Annotated in this window: 16 protein-coding genes; 9 read left to right on the top strand and 7 right to left on the bottom strand. The window is 74.1% G+C overall.

The window, feature by feature from the left end:
* The first annotated feature begins 93 nt into the window (after positions 1 to 93).
* The 4 genes from ACZ51S_RS06005 to ACZ51S_RS05990 are packed head-to-tail and all read left to right on the top strand — an operon-like array spanning position 94 to position 4,823.
* Entirely contained in the window at positions 94 to 1,431 is a 1,338-nt protein-coding gene (locus ACZ51S_RS06005) for a DUF6777 domain-containing protein (protein WP_468479814.1), read from the top strand.
* A 7-nt stretch (positions 1,432 to 1,438) separates the two neighbouring features.
* Positions 1,439 to 3,502: a SpoIIE family protein phosphatase gene (locus tag ACZ51S_RS06000; RefSeq protein WP_468479823.1), complete on the top strand. Its 2,064-nt coding sequence runs from the start codon at positions 1,439 to 1,441 to the stop codon at positions 3,500 to 3,502.
* Between the two features lie 52 nt (positions 3,503 to 3,554).
* A complete protein-coding gene (locus ACZ51S_RS05995) occupies positions 3,555 to 4,415 on the top strand; it encodes an Fpg/Nei family DNA glycosylase (RefSeq protein ID WP_468479813.1) in 861 nt (286 codons plus the stop codon).
* A gap of 27 nt (positions 4,416 to 4,442) precedes the next feature.
* Positions 4,443 to 4,823, top strand: a complete 381-nt coding sequence (locus ACZ51S_RS05990) for a hypothetical protein (RefSeq protein WP_388931623.1) — start codon at positions 4,443 to 4,445, stop codon at positions 4,821 to 4,823.
* Between the two features lie 62 nt (positions 4,824 to 4,885).
* Here the strand turns inward: ACZ51S_RS05990 and ACZ51S_RS05985 are convergent, their stop codons facing one another.
* Together ACZ51S_RS05985 and ACZ51S_RS05980 are read right to left on the bottom strand one after the other, a co-directional pair.
* The gene (locus ACZ51S_RS05985) at positions 4,886 to 5,347 is read right to left on the bottom strand and encodes a hypothetical protein (protein WP_388932251.1); all 462 of its coding nucleotides are present in this window, start codon (positions 5,345 to 5,347) and stop codon (positions 4,886 to 4,888) included.
* A gap of 256 nt (positions 5,348 to 5,603) precedes the next feature.
* Positions 5,604 to 6,137 (bottom strand): sigma-70 family RNA polymerase sigma factor, encoded by a 534-nt coding sequence (locus ACZ51S_RS05980; RefSeq protein ID WP_468802656.1) that lies wholly within the window; start codon positions 6,135 to 6,137, stop codon positions 5,604 to 5,606.
* A gap of 380 nt (positions 6,138 to 6,517) precedes the next feature.
* Between ACZ51S_RS05980 and ACZ51S_RS05975 the strand changes: the two genes are divergently transcribed.
* Positions 6,518 to 7,696, top strand: coding sequence for a CapA family protein (locus ACZ51S_RS05975; protein ID WP_468479811.1), 1,179 nt, complete (start codon positions 6,518 to 6,520; stop codon positions 7,694 to 7,696).
* A gap of 55 nt (positions 7,697 to 7,751) precedes the next feature.
* Here the strand turns inward: ACZ51S_RS05975 and ACZ51S_RS05970 are convergent, their stop codons facing one another.
* Positions 7,752 to 8,213, bottom strand: a complete 462-nt coding sequence (locus ACZ51S_RS05970) for a universal stress protein (RefSeq protein ID WP_388931632.1) — start codon at positions 8,211 to 8,213, stop codon at positions 7,752 to 7,754.
* A gap of 60 nt (positions 8,214 to 8,273) precedes the next feature.
* On the opposite strand from ACZ51S_RS05970, the gene lysX reads away from it, so the two are divergent.
* Positions 8,274 to 11,576 carry a bifunctional lysylphosphatidylglycerol synthetase/lysine--tRNA ligase LysX gene (gene lysX / locus ACZ51S_RS05965; protein ID WP_468959877.1) on the top strand — a complete coding sequence of 1,101 codons (3,303 nt, stop codon included), beginning with the start codon at positions 8,274 to 8,276 and terminating at the stop codon, positions 11,574 to 11,576.
* Between the two features lie 91 nt (positions 11,577 to 11,667).
* Positions 11,668 to 12,540 carry a polysaccharide deacetylase family protein gene (locus ACZ51S_RS05960; protein ID WP_468802653.1) on the top strand — a complete coding sequence of 291 codons (873 nt, stop codon included), beginning with the start codon at positions 11,668 to 11,670 and terminating at the stop codon, positions 12,538 to 12,540.
* Between the two features lie 71 nt (positions 12,541 to 12,611).
* Here the strand turns inward: ACZ51S_RS05960 and ACZ51S_RS05955 are convergent, their stop codons facing one another.
* A complete protein-coding gene (locus ACZ51S_RS05955; protein WP_468802652.1) occupies positions 12,612 to 13,277 on the bottom strand; it encodes a class F sortase in 666 nt (221 codons plus the stop codon).
* Positions 13,278 to 13,630: 353 nt separating this feature from the next.
* Between ACZ51S_RS05955 and ACZ51S_RS05950 the strand changes: the two genes are divergently transcribed.
* On the top strand, positions 13,631 to 14,131 hold the full coding sequence (locus tag ACZ51S_RS05950) for a hypothetical protein (RefSeq protein WP_468474687.1): 501 nt from the start codon (positions 13,631 to 13,633) through the stop codon (positions 14,129 to 14,131).
* A gap of 189 nt (positions 14,132 to 14,320) precedes the next feature.
* On the opposite strand, the gene ACZ51S_RS05945 is transcribed toward ACZ51S_RS05950, so the two are convergent.
* The 3 genes from ACZ51S_RS05945 to ACZ51S_RS05935 form a co-directional block, all read right to left on the bottom strand.
* Positions 14,321 to 15,013: a hypothetical protein gene (locus tag ACZ51S_RS05945; RefSeq protein WP_468802651.1), complete on the bottom strand. Its 693-nt coding sequence runs from the start codon at positions 15,011 to 15,013 to the stop codon at positions 14,321 to 14,323.
* A gap of 189 nt (positions 15,014 to 15,202) precedes the next feature.
* Positions 15,203 to 15,973, bottom strand: a complete 771-nt coding sequence (locus ACZ51S_RS05940) for a bestrophin-like domain (protein WP_388931648.1) — start codon at positions 15,971 to 15,973, stop codon at positions 15,203 to 15,205.
* Positions 15,974 to 16,027: 54 nt separating this feature from the next.
* Entirely contained in the window at positions 16,028 to 16,717 is a 690-nt protein-coding gene (locus ACZ51S_RS05935) for a hypothetical protein (RefSeq protein WP_468959875.1), read from the bottom strand.
* Between the two features lie 336 nt (positions 16,718 to 17,053).
* Here ACZ51S_RS05935 and ACZ51S_RS05930 point away from each other — a divergent pair, with 336 nt between their 5' ends.
* Positions 17,054 to 17,884, top strand: coding sequence for an SAM-dependent methyltransferase (locus ACZ51S_RS05930; protein WP_468959872.1), 831 nt, complete (start codon positions 17,054 to 17,056; stop codon positions 17,882 to 17,884).
* Positions 17,885 to 18,072 lie beyond the last annotated feature (188 nt).

Here is an 18,072-nt window from a genome sequence, read left to right as displayed (position 1 = left end):
CCGCCCGGGAGGAGCGGCCCGGCGCTCCGGTTGCGGTGCCCGGGGACATGCGGCAGACAAGAGGGAGCAACCGGGGCGAAAAGGGAGATCAGCGTGAACGACCTGAACGACGTGCCCGCACCGACATCCCGTCAGGCAGCGCGCCGTCAGGCACCGCGCCGTCACGTACCGGCCCGCACGGCCCTCCTGGCCCTCCTCTCCCTGATCGCCGCCGGCTGCGGCGGCGCCGGGCCCGAACAGACCAAGGGGCCGGTCCCCGAAAGCCAGGCGCTCACCCTCCAGCCCGTCGGAGCCGCCGGACCGGACCCCTTCACCCCTTCCTCCGCCACCGCCGAGTCGGCCCCCGTCCAGCCCCCGCTGCCCAACCCGAGCGGCCGGGGCATCCGCACGGTCGGCGCCGCCACCCCCGGCCTCTACGGCGGAACCAGCCGGCTCGGCAGCTGCGACGTGGAACGCCAGGTCGCCTTCCTCACCTCCGACGACGCCAAGGCCCGCACCTTCGCCCAGGCCGCCGGCATCGAACAGGAGAAGCTCCCCGACTTCCTGCGCGCCCTCACCCCGGTCGTCCTGCGCGCCGACACCCGCGTCACCAGCCACGGCTTCCGCGACGGCCGGGCCGACGGCTACCAGGCCGTGCTCCAGGCCGGCACGGCCGTCCTCGTCGACGACCACGGCATGCCCCGGGTCCGCTGCGCCTGCGGCAACCCCCTCGGGCCTCCGCGCGCCCCCAAGGGGAGCCCCGTCCTCAAGGGCGACCAGTGGAACGGCTACCAGCCCACCCAGGTCATCGTCATCGAGCCGACCATCCAGACGATCAACCGGCTGGTCATCGTGAACATCGCCGACAACACCTGGATCGAACGGAAGGCCGGCGACGACGGGGCCCAGGACAAGCCCCCGAGGGTGCTTCCCCCCTACGACCCCGCCGGCGGCATCCCCAACGGCCCCCCGACCCCGCCCGAGGACCCGCCCGCCGACCCCTGCGCCCCCGCGGACCCCAACGGCCTCGCCCGCACCACTCCGAACCCGCCGCCGGCCCCGCCCTCGGGCGCCCCCTTCGCGGTGCCCGCCGACCCGCCCACCCCGAACGCCCCGGGCACGCCGCCCACCCCGAACGCCCCGACGGCCTCCCCCTGCCCGCCCGGGGCCGGTACCGTGCCGCGCGCTCCCGCCTCCCCGCAGGACCTCCCGAGCGGCGGCCTGCCTCCGTCCGACGGCCCCGCCGCCACCCCGCCCGACGCCGGCGGCGACCTCCCCGGCACCGGCGCACCCGACCCGGGGCTGTCCCTGACCCCGGACGACGGCCCGGGCACCGGCAACGACCCGGCCCTGCCCCCGGAGCCGGCCGATCCCGCCGATCCCGCCGCCCCCGACGGCCCGCCCGACGGGCAGCGGGAGACGGACCAGCCCGCCTACCTGGAGAGCGCCTGACGGGCCGCTGTGTCATGGTGGACCGGTGCCGAGCACCGTATCGCTGCCGGAGGACTGGCCCGCACACGCGGGCCGGTCCCTGTCCCTGAACCGGATGGGCAGTTTCGACTGGGACCTGGTCACCGGACTCATGCACATGGACGCGGCGGCCCTCGACGTCTTCGACACGACCCCGGACGAGTACGACGGACGGCCGGGATCGCTCTCCCCGCGCGTCCCGCCCGCCGAGTCCGCCCGCCTCGACGCCCTCGTCTCCAGCGCCCTCAAGAGCGGCGTCGACACGTACGGCGCGTACTTCCGCATCCGCCGCCGCGACGGGAACCTGCGCTGGACCCACACCCAGGGCCGGGTCATGCGCGGCGGGGACGGCCGCCCGTACCGGATCATCGGCATCGTCCGCGACGCGACCGAGGAACTGAGCCACTCCGCCGAACGCCTCGGGCTCGACGAGGAGCGCCGGCGCCAGACCTCCGTCGTCGAGAGCACCACCGCCGCCCTCGCCCACGCCCGGACCGTGCGCGACGTCATCGACGTCATCGGCGACGCCCACGGCCTGGAGCGGCTCGGTTCCATGGGCATGGTCATGGGCCTGGTCGAGGCCGGCCGGATCCACTTGGTGGCCGAGGGCCCCGCCGACAGCTTCGTGCCCGGAACCCGCTACACCCGCGTGGACGAGCAGTACCCGATGAGCGAGGTCGTCCGCTCCCTCCAGCCCCGCTTCCTCGACTCCGCCGAGGAGTTCGCCAAGGGCTACCCCGAGCTCTGGTCGAAGATCTCGGACATGAACATATCGGCCGCCGCCTACCTGCCCCTGATCGCGCAGGCCCGGCCGATCGGCGCCATCGGGCTGCTCTACCAGGACAAGGACGGCTTCAGCCAGGACGAGCGGAACCTCCTGGTCGCCCTGGGCAGCAGCATCGCGCAGAGCCTCCAGCGCGCCATGCTGCTGGAACAGGAGCACGACCTGGCCGAGGGCCTCCAGCAGGCCATGCTGCCCCGCCGGATCCCGTCCGTCCCCGGCGCGGAGATCGCCGTGCGCTACCGGTCCGCCCGGATGGGCCAGGACATCGGCGGCGACTGGTACGACGTCATCCCGCTGCCCGGAGGCCGGGTCGGCGCCGTCATCGGCGACGTCCAGGGACACGACACCCACGCGGCGGCCGTGATGGGCCAGCTGCGCATCGTGCTGCGCGCCTACGCCGCCGAGGGCCACTCCCCGGGCACCGTGATGGCCCGGGCCTCGGTCTTCCTGCACGAACTGGACACCGACCGCTTCGCGACCTGCACCTACGTGGAGGCCGACCTCTCCACCGGGGTGCTCCAGCTGGTGCGCGCCGGCCACCTCGACCCGCTCCTGCGCACCAGCGAGGGGGAGTGCCGCCGACTGCCGGTGGAGGGCGGGATGCCGCTCGGCCTCTCGGCGGAGTTCGGCCGGCTGGAGTACCCGGTCACGACCGTGGAGCTGGACCCCGGGGAAACGCTCCTGCTGTGCACCGACGGGCTGGTGGAACAGCCCGGCGCCGACCTGGACGACGGCGTCACCCTGCTGACCTCCCTGGTCCGGAGCGGTCCTGCCGACCTCCAGCGGCTCGCCGACCGGCTGTGCGAGGTGGTCGACGACCGGGGCGGCGACGACGACATGGCCCTGCTCCTGCTGCGCCGCCACAGCGAGGACCCCCGGCCCGGCGGCGGCCGGCTCCAGCAGCACGTGGCTCCCGGGGACCCCGAGGCGCTCGTCGCGGCCCGGCACATGATCGGCGCGGCGGTCCGCTCGTGGGGCGCGCGGGACCGGGCCGACGAGATCGAACTGGTCGCCGACGAGCTGATCGTGAACGCCCTGATGCACACGGACGGCCCCGCGATCGTGACCCTGCGCGTGCTGGCCGGTCCCCAGCGGCGGCTGCGGGTGGAGGTGGAGGACCGCTCCAGCGCCCTCCCGCGCCGCCGCGAGGCGGGGGAGGCCGGGGTGTCGGGGCGGGGTCTGATGCTGGTGGACCGGCTGGCGGACGTCTGGGGCGTGGAGTCCCGGGGCAGCGGCAAGTGCGTGTGGTGCGAGTTCGTGATGGGGTAGCCACCCCGTGGCTCCGGTCGCGGGGCGCCGGGCGGGGCGGGAGGCTGGGAGGGTGCCCGAACTGCCGGAGGTCGAGGCCCTGAGGGAGTTCCTCGACGAACACCTCGCCGGGCGGGTGGTCGAACGCGTCCTCCCGCTCGCGGTCAGCGTGCTCAAGACGTACGACCCTCCCCCGACCGCCCTCGAAGGACAGCCCGCCGGCCCCGTGGCCCGGTACGGCAAGTTCCTCGACCTGCGGATCGGCGAGCTGCACCTCGTCACCCACCTGGCCCGGGCCGGCTGGCTGCACTGGCGGGAGACCCTGCCCGACCGGCCGCCCCGCCCCGGCAAGGGACCGCTCGCGCTGCGCCTGGCCCTGGAGGGCGGCGGCGGCTTCGACCTCACCGAGGCGGGCACCCAGAAACGCCTGGCCGTCTACGTCGTGCGCGACCCCCAGGAGGTTCCGGGCATCGCCCGGCTCGGCCCCGACCCGCTCGCCGAGGGCTTCGACCGCGAGGCCTTCGCGGCCCTGCTGGCCGGGGAGCGGCGGCAGATCAAGGGCGTGCTCCGCGACCAGAGCGTGATCGCCGGCATCGGCAACGCCTACAGCGACGAGATCCTGCACGCCGCCCGGGTCTCGCCCTTCAAGCTGGCGGCCTCCTTCGACGAGGAGCAGGTCACGCACCTCTACGGGGCCGTGCGGGACACCCTGCGGGCGGCCGTCGAGCGGGCGCACGGACTGGCCGCCGGGGAGCTGAAGGCGGAGAAGAAGAGCGGGCTGCGGGTCCACGGCCGGGACGGCGAGCCGTGCCCGGTGTGCGGGGACACCGTCCGCTCGGTGTCCTTCGCGGACTCCTCGCTCCAGTACTGCCCCACCTGCCAGACCGGGGGCAAGCCGCTCGCGGACCGCAGGCTCTCCCGCCTCCTCAAGTAGCCGGCGCGCTGCGTAGACTCCGGCACCATGGCCGAGCAGCAGCAGCCGCCGAGGCGGGAGATCGTGACCGGCGTTCCGCGCGGTGCACGCCGCCGTCCGCCCGCGCACACCCCCGCCCGCTCGGAGATCTCCGAGCAGACCAGCCTCGGCGCCACCTACGTCCGGGCCCTGATGCGCAGCCAGCTGCGCGCCGGACTGGGGGCGCTGGCGGTGCTCGCCCTGGTGCTCGGGCTGCTGCCGCTGTGCTTCCTGCTGCCCCGGCCGGTCGCGGGCCCGCTGCTGTGGGTGGCCCTGGGGCTGGTGGCGTACCCGGTGATGTGGCTGATCGCCCGCTGGTACGTGGGCCGGGCCGAGCGCAACGAGGCCGACTTCACGGGGCTGGTGACGGACCCGGCCGAATCCGCCTGAGCGGCCGCCGCCCCGGCGCGGACGGCCCTCGCGGGCGCGGGGGCCGGTCCGGACGACAGGGCCTAGAACAGGTGCATGGCCAGGTGTCCCAGCGGCAGGCCGAGCTGCCAGGCCGGGGTCCAGACGCGGGCGTTCTCGTCCAGCGCCGAGGGGGTGTCGTGGCCGGGGCGGCCCGGGTCGAGGTTGGTGGCGAAGAGCTCCGTGCGGTCCAGCCAGCGCCATGCCGCCCGGGCCAGTTCGAGGTCCGGGTCCTCGCCGCGGCCGCGCTCGCGGGCCTCCTCGCCCAGGGCGAGGAACCGGGTGTGGACCCAGTCGCGCCAGGGGTGCCCGTACGCCGTCAGGGAGAGCCACTCGTCGAGCTGCGAGACCACCCGGATGCCGGAGAGCTCGCCGGCCGCGTCCGAGAGGTAGATCGTCAGCGCGAGCGTGTCGCGCCCGGCCCGGAACTCCAGCGTGCTCGCCGGGATCAGCCGGCCGGTGCGCAGCAGTTCGTCGGCGATGTACTCCGCGTAGAGCCACGCCATGGGCACAGCCAGTCCGCCGTCACTGGTGCCGTTCGTACCCTCGGGCTGCACCGTTCCACCCTCTCCCGCGTGTCGAGCCTGCCGCCGTCATCCCCGAGCCTTCACCGGACGGCTCGCGCGACGGGGGATGTTTACTCAACTTGCACGGACTGGTGCCCATATCGGTGTGCTTCATGTCCGGATCGTGCCCATCGAGGGCGTTCCCTGAGTGTTTCTCCACGGGCCCTGCGGCGGGACCGCCGGCGCGGGGGACCGGTCAGGCCCCGAGCCCGTATCCCTGGAGCCCCTTGCGCAGGGCGCGCAGGGCGTAGTACGTGCGCGACTTGACCGTCCCGGCGGGGATGCCGAGCTCCTCCGCCGCCTCGGCCACCGAGCGGTCCCGGAAGTAGACCTGCATCAGCACGGCCCGGTGCTCGGGTCCCAGGCTGCCCACCGCCCGCCGCACGTCGATCGCGGTGACCGAGCCGGCCACCGCGTCCTCGGGGGCGGGTGCCTGCTCCAGTCCGTCGGGGTCCACCTCCTGCGGCCGCGACAGCCGCGCCCGGCGGGCGTCGATGGCGAGCCGCCGGGCCACCGTGAACAGCCAGGGCCGCATGGAGTCGTGCCCGGTCGCCAGCACCTCCGGGTGCTGCCAGACGCGTACCAGGGTCTCCTGGACGAGGTCCTCGGCGCGCTGGGCGTCCCCGGCGGTCAGGCCGAGTAGGAAGCCGAACAGGGCCCGCCCGTGGTCGCGCTGGAGTGCGGCGAGCGCCTCGGGTTCCGTGCGCTGAAGGGTGGGGGAGGGCGACACGAGTGCTCCTTCCGGGTCCGGGGTCCGCTGGGGTGCCGGGCTCGCGGGCGGCCGGGCCGTCCGCCGGGCCGTGGGCCCGGTCTGCGGGCCGCGGGCGGTGGACCGGCCGTGGGCCGGGCCGCGTGCCGGGCTGTGGCGTCCCACTCACCCTCACCTGCACGGAGCCGCCCGGGAACCGTCCGGCGGGGGCGTTGCGCCCAAGGCCCCGGGTCGTCCGGTGGGCGGCCGCGCCGGGCGACGAACGGTCGAACGGCGCGGCGAACGGCCATGGGCCGTCGGAGGGGGAAGAAGGCCGCGGACGGCGCCGCTCCTTGACTTGCGCCCCCTTCTCCTATGGATTTCGGTTGATCCGACAGTCCTATAAAAGGGAGCTGGGACAGATGACCAAGCGCACCCGGCAGGCCCTCGCCCTGCTGTCGGCCCTCCTGCTCCCGGCGTCGGCGGCCGGCTGCTCCACCGCCGGGGACCGGACGCCGGCCCGCCTGGGCCCCACCGCCGCCGGCACGGCCCCCGCCGCGAAGGGGTTCACCCTGGTCGCGAGCGGCGACGTACTGCCGCACACCTCGGTCATCAAGCGTGCGGCGGCCGACGCGGGGGGCGACGGCCACGACTTCCGCCCCATGTTCTCCGGAGTCAAGCCAGTGGTCTCGGCCGCCGACCTGGCCCTGTGCCACATGGAGACCATCTACGGCGAGGACGACGGCCCCTTCAGCGGCTACCCGGCCTTCGTCTCCCCGCCCACCGTCGCCGACGCCCTCAAGGACACCGGGTACGACGGCTGCTCCACGGCCTCCAACCACACCCTGGACGACGGCGCCGAGGGGATCGAACGGACCCTCGACCGCTTCGACAAGGTCGGCCTCGGCCACGCCGGCTCCGCCCGCACCGCGGCCGAGGCGGCGCGCACCACGCTCTACCCGGCCGGCTCCGCGAAGGTCGCGCACCTCGCGTACACCTACGACACCAACGGCTACCCCATGCCGGACGGCCGGCCCTGGGCGGTCGGCCTGATGCGCCAGGACAAGATCATCGCGGACGCGCGCGCCGCCCGGAAGGCCGGCGCGGACGTGGTGCTGGTCAGCCTCCACTGGGGCACCGAATGGCAGACCGAACCCGACGGCACGCAGCTCTCCCTGGGGAAGTCGCTCACCGCGTCGCACAGCGGCGGCCGCCCCGACATCGACATGATCCTGGGTACGCACGCGCACGTCCCGCAGGCCTACGAGAAGGTCAACGGGACCTGGATCGTCTACGGCATGGGCGACCAGGTCGCCGGCGAGATGTTCAACCACTCCGGTGCGCGCGACATGCGCGGCAACTACGGCTCCATCGGCCGCTTCACCTTCGCCCCGCCCGCCGCCCCCGGGCAGCGCTGGCAGGTGGTGAAGGCCGAGTTCGTCCCGCAGATGATGGACCTGTCCCTCGGCAGGGTCGTCAACCTGCCCGCCGCCCTCGCCGCGGACCCCGGCGACGAGGAGTACGAGAGCGCCGACGAGGCCGTCACGGAGGCCGTGCTCAGCCGCGGCGCCGCCAAGGACGGCCTGAAACGGGCCCGGTAGCCCGCCGCGCGCGTGGGCCGGTGCCCGGCCGGCTCCCCGGTGCCGTCGGCGGCCCTTACGGGACCACCGTCACCGGCCAGCGGCCCGCCTTGACCAGGCGGACCGCGACCGAGCCCACGAGGCGGTGGCCGGCCCGTTCGGACGCGCCGACCACCACCGCGTCCGCCCGCAGTTCCTCCGCGGCGCTCACCAGGCCCGCGTACGGATCCCCGCGGAAGGTGTGGAACTGCCAGCGCACCTCGAAGACGCCCTTCAGCCGCTCGGCCGAGGCGCGGACCTCGGCGGCGATGCCCTCGGCGATCTCCCCGGTCGTGCCCGCCACCGGAGCGCCCAGGGAGGCCCCGGCGGCCATCAGCGGCTGGACGTACACCAGGGCCAGCAGCGCGTTCTGCCGCCGGGCCAGCCCCGCGGCGTAGGCCGCCGCCCGCAGCGAGGACTCCGAGCCGTCGATCCCGGCGAGGATTACCTTCGGCCCGTCCGTACCGCGCTCGAATCCCGAATCCACGTGCTCCGTCACCCTCCCGAGGCTATCGGGCTCGGCGCGCGGACCGGCGCGGGCCTCCCTACAGTGCCAAGCATGAGTGCCACGCTGGAGGAGACCCGCGGGACCCGCAACCGCTTCCTGCACCGGGTCCCGGACGCCTTCGGGGCGTTCTTCGGGTCGCTCGGGCTGGTGTGCGCGCTGCTGGCGCTCTCCCCGACGCTGCGCGGGCTGCTGCGGCCCGTGGTCCGCTTCCTCGACGACTTCGTGGTGCCGGTCAGCGAGAACCTCGCGTACGCCGTCTTCCTCTTCCTCCTCGCCGCCGCCCTCGGCACCCGCAAGAAGATCGCCTGGTGGATCGTCGTCACCTACCTGGCGCTGCTGATCCTGGTCGACCTGCTGATCATCGCCGACGGGGACTTCTGGGTCGGCGGCCCCTCGCTGGTCCTCGCGGTGGCCGCGCTCGGCATCCTGGTGGCCGCCCGCGGGGAGTTCTACGCGGCCTCGCGCCCCGGCGCCGTCTGGCGGGCCATGCTCGTGCTCGGCCTCGGGCTGCTCGGTGCCGTTCTCCTCGGCTGGGCCCTCGTCGCGCTGTTCCCCGGAACCCTGCCGAAGGGCCAGCGGCTGGACTGGGCCGCCAAGCAGGTCTTCGGCGGGCTCTTCTCCGCCCGGCAGTTCGACGGCCGCCCGGCCCGCCCGCTCTCCTTCCTGCTCGGCCTCTTCGGCGCCCTCGCCCTGCTGAACGCGGCCTCGACCCTGTTCCGCTCGCAGCGGCTGACCGCCGCCCTGCACGGGGACGAGGAGCCCCGGATCCGGGCCCTCCTGGGCGCGTACGGACGGGCCGACTCCCTCGGTTACTTCGCCACCCGGCGCGACAAGGCCGTCGTCTTCGCCCCGAACGGCAAGGCCGCCGTCACCTACCGCGTCGAGGCCGGCGTCTGCCTGGCCAGCGGCGACCCGGTCGGCGACCCCGGCGCCTGGACCCCCGCCATCAACGCCTGGCTGGCCGTCGCCCGCCGCCACGGCTGGCAGCCGGCCGTGATGGGCGCCTCCGAGGACGGGGCGACCGCGTACGCCCGCTCCGGTCTGAGCGCCCTCCAGCTCGGCGACGAGGCGATCCTGCACGTCGCCCACTTCGACCTCGACGGCCGTGACATGCGGGTCACCCGGCAGGCCGTCAACCGCGTCCGGCGGGCCGGGGCCACCACCGTGATCCGCCGCCACTCGGCCCTCACCGAGGAGGAGATGCGGACCATCGTCGACCGGGCCGACCGCTGGCGGGACACCGAGACCGAGCGCGGCTTCTCCATGGCCCTGGACCGGCTCGGCGACCCCGCGGACGGAAACTGCCTGCTGGTCGAGGCCTTCGACGCCGACGGCGAGCTGATCGCCCTGCTGTCCTTCGTCCCCTGGGGCAGGGACGGCATCTCCCTCGACCTGATGCGCCGCGACCGCTCCGCCCCCAACGGTGTCATGGAGTTCATGGTGGCCGAGCTGTGCGCGGCCGCCCCCGGCCTCGGCGTGCGCCGGATCTCCCTCAACTTCGCCGTGTTCCGCGCCGCCTTCGAGGAGGGCGGGCGGATCGGCGCGGGACCGGTGCTGAAGCTGTGGCGCCGGCTGCTGCTGTTCTTCTCCCGCTGGTGGCAGCTGGAGGCCCTGTACCGTTCCAACGTCAAGTACGGCCCCGAGTGGTACCCGAGGTTCCTGTGCTACCAGGACGCCGGCTCGCTCGCCCGGGTCAGCCTCGCCTCGGGCATCGCCGAGGGCTTCGTCTCCGTACCGAGCATGCGCAAGCTGTGGGGCAACGGCCACGCCAAGGGGCTTACCGCCCCCGCCAACACCGCCGGGCTGCCCTCCATCGACTCCCTGGGCCTCGACCTCGTCGGGGAGGGCGGCGAGCGGACCCCGGCGGAACGGCTGCCCGAGCAGGTCCGGGTGCGCCACGCCAAGCTGGACCGGATCCGGGCCGCCGGAACCGACCCCTATCCGGCCGGGATCCCGCAGCGCACCCACACCGCCGCCGAGCTGAGGGCCTCCCACCCGGGCCGGACCCCCGGCAGCCGCACCGGCGAGCGGGTCACCCTCGCCGGGCGGGTGATGGTCGTACGGGACCTCGGCGGCGTCGTCTTCGCCGTGCTGCGCGACTGGACCGGCGACGCCCAGCTGATGTTCACCCGTGACGAGTCCGGCTCCGACGTGCTGGACGCCTTCACGACCCAGGCCGACTTCGGTGACCACGTGGTGGCCACCGGCGAGGTCGGCGCGAGCCGCAGCGGGGAGCCGTCCGTGGTGGTCGGCGCCTGGCAGCTCACCGGCAAGTGCCTGCGCCCCCTCCCCGACAAGCGCAAGGGCCTGGCCGACCCGGAGGCCCGGGTCCGGCGCCGCTACCTCGACCTCGTCGCCAGCCCCGACGCGCGGGACGTCGTACGGGCCCGCTCCAGCGCGGTGCAGGCCCTGCGCCAGGGGCTGCTGGACCGCGGCTACCTGGAGGTCGAGACGCCGATGCTCCAGCAGATCCACGGCGGGGCCAACGCCCGGCCGTTCCGCACCCACATCAACGCCTACGACCTCGACCTCTACCTGCGCATCGCGCCCGAGCTGTACCTCAAGCGGCTGTGCGTCGGCGGCATGGAGAAGGTCTTCGAGATGGGCCGGACCTTCCGCAACGAGGGCGTCTCCTACAAACACAACCCCGAGTTCACGATGCTGGAGGCCTACCAGGCCTTCGCCGACTACGACGTGATGCTCGACCTCGCCCGGGAGCTGATCCAGGGTGCGGCGACGGCCGCCTTCGGCTCGCCGGTCGCGCACAGGGCGGGCCCGGACGGCAAGCTCGCCGTCCACGACATCTCCGGGCCCTGGCCGGTCAAGACGATGTACGGGGCCATCAGCGAGGCGCTCGGCGAGGAGGTCGACGCCGATACGGAGGAACACGTGCTGCGCGCGCTGTGCGACCGGGCACACGTTCCCCACGCGCCCGGGGACACCCGGGGCGACGTGGTGCTGGAGATGTACGAGCGGCTGGTGGAGGAGCGGACGCAACTGCCCACCTTCTACAAGGACTTCCCGACCGAGGTGTCCCCGCTGACCCGGCAGCACCGCAAGGACCCCCGGCTGGCCGAGCGCTGGGACCTGGTGGCCTTCGGCACCGAACTGGGCACCGCCTACTCGGAGCTGACCGACCCCGTGGAGCAGCGCCGCAGGCTGACCGCCCAGTCACTGCTGGCGGCGGGGGGTGACCCGGAGGCGATGGAACTCGACAACGACTTCCTCGACGCCCTGGAGTACGCCATGCCGCCCACCGGCGGGCTCGGCATCGGCGTCGACCGGCTCGTCATGTTCCTCACGGGTCTGACGATCCGCGAGACCCTGCCGTTCCCCCTGGTACGGCAGGGCTGATCAGCGGGGCGGCTGGTCCGAGGGGGTGACGGGAGCGGGGTGCGTCCGCGCCTCTCGACATCTTCCGCGGTGTCGTTGATACGTAGTAATAATGAAAAATGACGAGCCGACAGTGGGACGACGCGTGCTCCTGCGCACCGCCGTCTTCCTCGGAATCGCCGCCGCCTCCGGACTGCTCACCGCCGGCGAGGACGGCCCCGGGGGCGGGGCCACGGCCGGCGCCCCCGCTCCCGGCGCCCCCGGCGCACCCGCGCCCGGAGCACCCGGGCTGCGCCCCGAAGGGCCCCCGGACAAGTCGTACCGGCTGCGGCCCATGACCGCCGAGGCCCCCGCCCGGCCCCCCGTCGCCAAGCCCGCCGTCCGCACCCGGCCCATCCTGGAGCTGCCGGCCGACCCGAGCACGGGCAGCGCCATGGTGCTCACCTTCGACGACGGCCCCGACCCCCGCTACACCCCGGCCGTCCTCGACACCCTCGCCCGGTACGGGGTGCGCGCGATGTTCTTCGTCTGCGGGGAGATGGCCACCGAGAACCGTGACCTGCTGCGCAGGATGGCCGCCGAGGGCCATGTCATCGGCAACCACACCTGGACGCACCCGCTCATCCCCACGCTCGGCCGGTCCGCTCTCGAAGCCGAGATCGGGCGCACCAGCGAGGTCGTCCAGCAGACCGTGGGGCAGGCCCCGCTGTGGTTCCGGGCGCCGTACGGGGCGTGGAACCGGGCCGCCTTCGAGATCGGCGCCGAGCTCAACATGGAGCCCTTCGCCTGGACCCTGGACACCCTCGACTGGAAGGAGCCGGGGAGCGCCACCATCATCTCCCGGGTGCTCTCGGGCGCCGGGCCGGGGGTGATCGTGCTGAACCACGACGCCGGCGGCGACCGTTCGCAGACCGTCCGGGCGCTGGAGGCGTACCTGCCCCAGCTGCTCGGGCGCGGCTACCGGATGACGCTGCCGGCCCGCTGAGGGCCGGCCGCGCGCTTCCCCGGCGGCCCGGGGGAGCGCGGGGCCGCCGGGGGCGTTGGTGAATCGTTCCGTCAGCGTGCCGCCACCATCCGGGCGAAGACGACCACGTTGCCGTCGTAGCCCTTGGCCTTGGAGTAGCTGCCACCGCAGGTGATCACGCGCAGCTCCGGATGGCCGGTGTCCCCGTACACCCGCGAGCCGGGGAAGGCCTCCTTGGAGAACACCTCCACCCCGTACACCTCGAAGACGGCGGTCCGCCCGTCGTAGCGCTCCACCTCGATGCGGCTCCCGTGCCTGAGCGAGCCGAGCCCGTAGAAGACCGCCGGGCCCTGCGCGTTGTCCACGTGGCCCACGATCACCGAGGAGCCCTGCTGGCCCGGCGAGATGCCGTTGAGGTACCAGCCCGCCAGGTTGCGGTCCTGGGGCGGCGGGGCGTCGATGTAGCCCTGCGCGTCCAGCCCGACCGTCATCACCGGCGCGTCCACGTTGATCGTCGGAATCCGGATCCGCTGGACCGACGAGTGTTCCAGCACCTCCAAGTCCGCCGGCGGAGTGGGCGCCGCGGCCGGCAGGTGGTCCGCGCGCGCGGCGACCGCCGCCGCGGCGGCGGGCTGCGGCGGCCCGTCCTCGGCGCTCGCCCCGTTCCTCATCATGGCGAGGCCGCTGAGCATGACCAGCGCGAGCGCTCCCCAGGGGGAGCGTCTCCTCGGCCGCTGCTCGTACTCGTCCTCGGTCATGGCTCTCCCTTCCCGACGCGGGGGTCCCGACCCGCGTTCCAGTCCCTCCCCGGTACGCCCTTCTTCACGCACGCTAAGGGTGCACGCCCGGGACGGCGATCGGGGAAGGGACGAACGGGTGGTGCGTCCGGTCGGGGTGCGTCCATCCAGGTATTCGTCACATAAATGACTGACGGCTCATGACCTGCGGATCCGTCAGATGATCTTCGCGTGCTCCGGCGTGTCGCTCAACCGGGCGGCCCAAAGACGGAAATGCGCTGGTTGCGCAGTGCCCCGAGGGTTCGTGATGGGAGGCGTTCTCGTCGATCTGCCCGGGCCACCGCTCCGGGGCGCTTCCCGCTGGAGGTTCCACCATGCGTGTTCTGCGCGCTCTCACCGTGACCGCGGGCGCCTGCGCCGCGATCGGCCTCAGTGCCCCGTTCGCCGGCGCGAACCCGCCGCAGGGCGGCGGCAACGGGCCCAGCAACGTCACCGTCAACCCGTACTCCGTGCACCAGGGCGCCTCGATGCAGGTCAGCGCCTCGGGCTGCGGCCACGGCGGCACGGTCTGGTCGAACGGCAACTTTCCGCAGACCAACCTGTCGGCCGGCTCCATCGGCTTCGCGACCGTCCGGATCTTCAACCACGCGTCGCCCGGCAACCACACGCTGTCGGTCAAGTGCCACGACAACAGCCTGGTCGCCACGCACCGGTTCACGATCCTGCGGGGCAACGGGGCGCAGGGCGGCGTCGGCGGCTCCATCGGCCCGTCCGCCGCCGAGACGGCCATCGGCGCCGGGCTCGTCGGCATCGCGGCGGTCGGCGCGGGCGCGCACGTGATCCGCCGCCGCCGTCCGGTCGGCTCCCGGGGCTGACGCGCCCGCGAGCCGCGGCCACGGGCCGCCCCGGGTCCGCGACCCGGGGCGCGACCGGTGGTTCCGCGGTGGGGCGGGGGCTTCCGGGGCTTCCAAGGGCTTGTGGGACTCCGGGGGTTCCTGGGGTGTCCGGGACTTCTGGGGGTCGCGGGCGCTCCCGGGGTTCCGGGGAAGAGGCGCGGCGCGGGCTCAGTGGCCGCGGGCCGGCCGGCGGCGGCGCAGGGCGTACGCCGTACCGCCCGCGGCGGCGAGGAACAGCGCGGCGCCCGCCCCCAGTTCCACGGCGTCCGTCCCGGCCACGCTGCCGCCGAGACCGCCCCGCACCCCGAGGGTGGCCGCGGCGCTGCGGGAGGTTTCGGCGGAGCCGCGCGCGGTGGGCGGGATCCGTGCGGCCGGGGCGGTGCGGGCGGGCGTGGGGGTGGTGCGCGCCGGGGTGGGGGTGGTGGTGCGCGGCCGGACGCCGGCGGTGGTGCCCGTGGTGGGGGTGGGCCGGACGCCGGTGGTGGAGCTGGTGGTGGGCGTCGTCGTACCGCCGGTGATGGTGAGGTCGGCGGAGCCGTTCTCCCCGTTGCAGGTGAAGGTGACGGAGTACAGGGCTCCGCGCCGGGCGTCGCGGTCCACCGTGACCCGGGCGGTCTGCCCGCGCGCGATGCTCACGGTGTCGAAGACGCCGGAGGAGGCGGTGGCGTACGCGGCGTCGCAGCCCGTGACGGAGAGCACCACTTGGCCCCCGGGGGCGACCGTGGAGGGAGTGACGGCGAAGCCGAAGGAGGTGACCGGCGCGGCCTCGGCCGCCACGGCGGCGGGCACGCCGAACGCGCCGAACGCGAGGAAGGCGCCGGCGCTGAGCAGGACGGTGGCGGAGCCGCGTATCGCACCCATGGTGGGTCCTCCGGATCCCCGAGGAGCAGTCGCGCAGCGTTTCCGCACGTGGGGGGTCGTGCACCTCGATGTCCGCCACGCTAGGCGCCGGTCCGGCGACCCGCGATCAGGAACGGGCGAATGGGGCACGGCCGTAGGCCGAACCGGCGACGGGAGCCCGCTCCCGGTTTCCCGGGAGCGAGCGCGCGTTCAGTGTGTGAGCCCCAGGTGCGGGAACTGGGCGAGGAAGGGCTCGGCGGTGGCGGAGATCCCCCGCCCGAAGGGCGCGTCGAAGTCCCAGATGAGGAAGAGCAGGAAGGCGATCAGCGCGCTGAACAGGCCGGCCAGCAGCATTTCGCGGAAGGAACGGCGGATCTGCAGGGTGAAGATCAGACCCACCGTCACCATGGCCCCGGCGATCAGCCCGAACCACACCACGCCGGGCATGGTGGCGCCGGCGCTCTGGCCGCGCGAGTTGCGGGCGTCGTCCACGAGCGCGACCTGGTCGACCAGCGGCTGGTAGGCCTGCCCCTCGTGGTCGGTGCGCGGCTCGTAATCGGTGACGTCCCTGCGGATCGTCTCCAGCAGCTCCCCGCTGCGCTCGGTGATGACGCCGCTGTCGGCCATCTTCCGCCATTCCGTCTCGACCACGTAGGTCACGTACGCGTCGACGTCGGAGCGGATCTTCGTACGGACCTCGGCCGGGTAGACCTGGGAGCGGACGCTGATCTCGTGCAGGGCCTGGGCTTCCTGGCGTACGTACTCCTGCGCGGCCCCGCGGGCCTCCCAGACGCCCGCGATCGCCAGGCCCAGGACGATCGCGTAGATCACCCCGATCATCATCGTCATGTACTCGATGACGTCCGGGGTTTCGTTCGGATCGTCGTCCTCGCCGATCCTGCGGTGGTTGAAGAAGGCGATGGACAGCACCACGGCGCAGGCCGCGGCCATCGCGAGGGACAGGACGAGCCATTCCGACAAGACGACTCCCAATCGGTGGGCGGTGGGCGAGCGGGCGGTGGGCGAGTGGGCGGCCTAGCGCGGGCGCAGCGCGACGATCGCGAGCACGGCCGGGGCGGCGGTCATGAGGGTGAAGGTGACCGGTGAGATGTGGTGCTCCACCGGTTTGCGGGCGCGGGTGTGGTACGCGGGCCGGGCCACCGGCCTGGGCGTGGGAGCCGGAGCCGTCGCCGATGGCGGTGCCGGCGGCTCGGGCGCGGGCTTCGGCGGCGGCGCGGCGGGGGCGGCGCGCACCGGTGGCGGTGGCGGTGGCGGTGGCGGCTTGGGCGCCGGCGGCGGCTTCGGGGCCGGTACGGGCGGCGCGGGGGCCGGCTCGGACGGCGGTGGCGGGGTGGGCTTCGGCGGCGGCGGCGGAGTGGGCGGTGGCGGCTTCGGCGGTGGAGTGGGCGGCGGCGATGGCGGCGGCTTGGGAGTCGGCTTGGGCGGGCAGGGCGGGGGCGGGGGCGGGCAGTGGTGCGCGCCGGAGTGGCCCTTGCCGCGGTGGCCGCAGGCGTGGCCGTGGCCGTGACCGCCGTGATGTCCGCCACCCCGGCCGGCCCCGGCGCCGCCGCTGCCGGCGTAGGCGTACAGCTCGACGGCGGGTCCCCCGTCGAAGGTGCCGATCGTCGCGTAGGCGCAGCTATCGGCCACGGCCGGTGTGGTGGCGAGCGCCGCCCACAGCAGGACCGGGACCGCCAGCAGGCGTCTGGCACAGGCTCTGTTCACTGGGCGAGCATGGGCCCGCGCGCGCCCGCGCACGCGGAGCGCGGTGTCGGTTCGCCTGATCGGGTGGAGCATGGAGCGTAGATGTTTGAGCCAGCTTCGGGTCGCTTCTGATCGTTCACAGTCGAAATCTCAAATGGTATTTGTCGGTTTCCCCTTCATCGGTGACGGGGGCCGCACGTGCCTTTGGTGTGTGACCAAGAACGGACCGCCAATTTCCGCTTTTGCTCGCCCTGTTGGGAAATGATCAGTACATTCGGCTCGGACAGCAGTCCGACCACCGTCCCACCCCCCGGACGAACCCGCCCGACCATGGCATGACGAGGCTTGGAGACCCCGATGGAACGCCCCGCCTGGGCCCCGCCGGGCATCGACATATCGGTGCCCAGCGTGTCCCGCATCTACGATTACTACCTGGGCGGCTCCCACAATTTCGAGGTCGACCGCCAGGCGGCCCGCCGCGCCATGGAGTTCATGCCGGGCCTGCCCAAGATCATGCAGGCCAACCGGGCGTTCATGCGCCGCGCCGTCCGCCACGCCGTGGCCGAGGGCGTCACCCAGTTCCTCGACATCGGCTCCGGCATTCCGACCTTCGGCAACGTCCACGAGGTCGCCCGCGCCGCCAGCCCCGAGGCCCGCGTGGTCTACGTGGACCACGACCCGGTGGCCGTCGCCCACAGCCGGGCCGTCCTGGCCGGGGACGACCGCACCGGCGTCGTCTCCGCCGACCTGCGCAAGCCGCAGGACATCCTCGGCTCGCCCGAGGTCTGCCGGCTGCTGGACCTCGAGCGGCCCGTCGCCCTGCTGCTCGTCGCCGTCCTGCACTTCCTGGAGGACACCGACCAGCCGTACGACTCCGTCGCCGAGCTGCGCGACGCGCTGGCCCCGGGCAGCCTGTTGATCCTCACCCACGCCTCCTACGAGGGCATTCCGCTCACCGAGGAGGTCGCGGGCGGGGCCGTCGGCGTCTACCGGGACATCCGCAACCCGCTGGTCATGCGCAGCCACGAGCAGATCACCGGCTTCTTCGACGGGTTCGAGCTGCTGGAGCCGGGCCTGGTGTCCATGCCCGACTGGCGCCCCGAACGCATCGGGCCGCTTGAGGACGGCGAAGAGCCCGAGGACCCGTACGCGTTCTCGGGCTACGGCGGCGTGGGACGCAAGGCGTGAGACTCCCCGCTCCGACGCCCCCGCCCGCCGGCCCCCGCCCCGCGGGCCGTGCCCCCGTCAGCCCCGGCCCGGTCGGATCCGGCCCCATGGGCCCGGGTGCCGGCTCCGGTCCGGCCGGCTCCGGTCCCATGGCCTCCGCTCCTGTCGCCTCCGGTCCTCGCGCCTCCGGCTCCGTGGGCCCCGGAGCT

This window comes from Streptomyces sp. NPDC034043 (assembly GCF_055575675.1).
This window is presented reverse-complemented; position numbering and strand designations above follow the sequence as displayed.

Bases quoted from the DNA above. Each gene is read 5' to 3' on its own strand.
- ACZ51S_RS05990 (WP_388931623.1), top strand. From the start codon at position 4,443: ATGGCCGAGCAGCAGCAGCCGCCGAGGCGGGAGATCGTGACCGGCGTT.
- ACZ51S_RS05985 (WP_388932251.1), bottom strand. From the start codon at position 5,347: ATGGCGTGGCTCTACGCGGAGTACATCGCCGACGAACTGCTGCGCACC.
- ACZ51S_RS05975 (WP_468479811.1), top strand. From the start codon at position 6,518: ATGACCAAGCGCACCCGGCAGGCCCTCGCCCTGCTGTCGGCCCTCCTG.
- lysX (WP_468959877.1), top strand. From the start codon at position 8,274: ATGAGTGCCACGCTGGAGGAGACCCGCGGGACCCGCAACCGCTTCCTG.
- ACZ51S_RS05960 (WP_468802653.1), top strand. From the start codon at position 11,668: ATGAAAAATGACGAGCCGACAGTGGGACGACGCGTGCTCCTGCGCACC.
- ACZ51S_RS05955 (WP_468802652.1), bottom strand. From the start codon at position 13,277: ATGACCGAGGACGAGTACGAGCAGCGGCCGAGGAGACGCTCCCCCTGG.
- ACZ51S_RS05950 (WP_468474687.1), top strand. From the start codon at position 13,631: ATGCGTGTTCTGCGCGCTCTCACCGTGACCGCGGGCGCCTGCGCCGCG.
- ACZ51S_RS05945 (WP_468802651.1), bottom strand. From the start codon at position 15,013: ATGGGTGCGATACGCGGCTCCGCCACCGTCCTGCTCAGCGCCGGCGCC.
- ACZ51S_RS05930 (WP_468959872.1), top strand. From the start codon at position 17,054: ATGGAACGCCCCGCCTGGGCCCCGCCGGGCATCGACATATCGGTGCCC.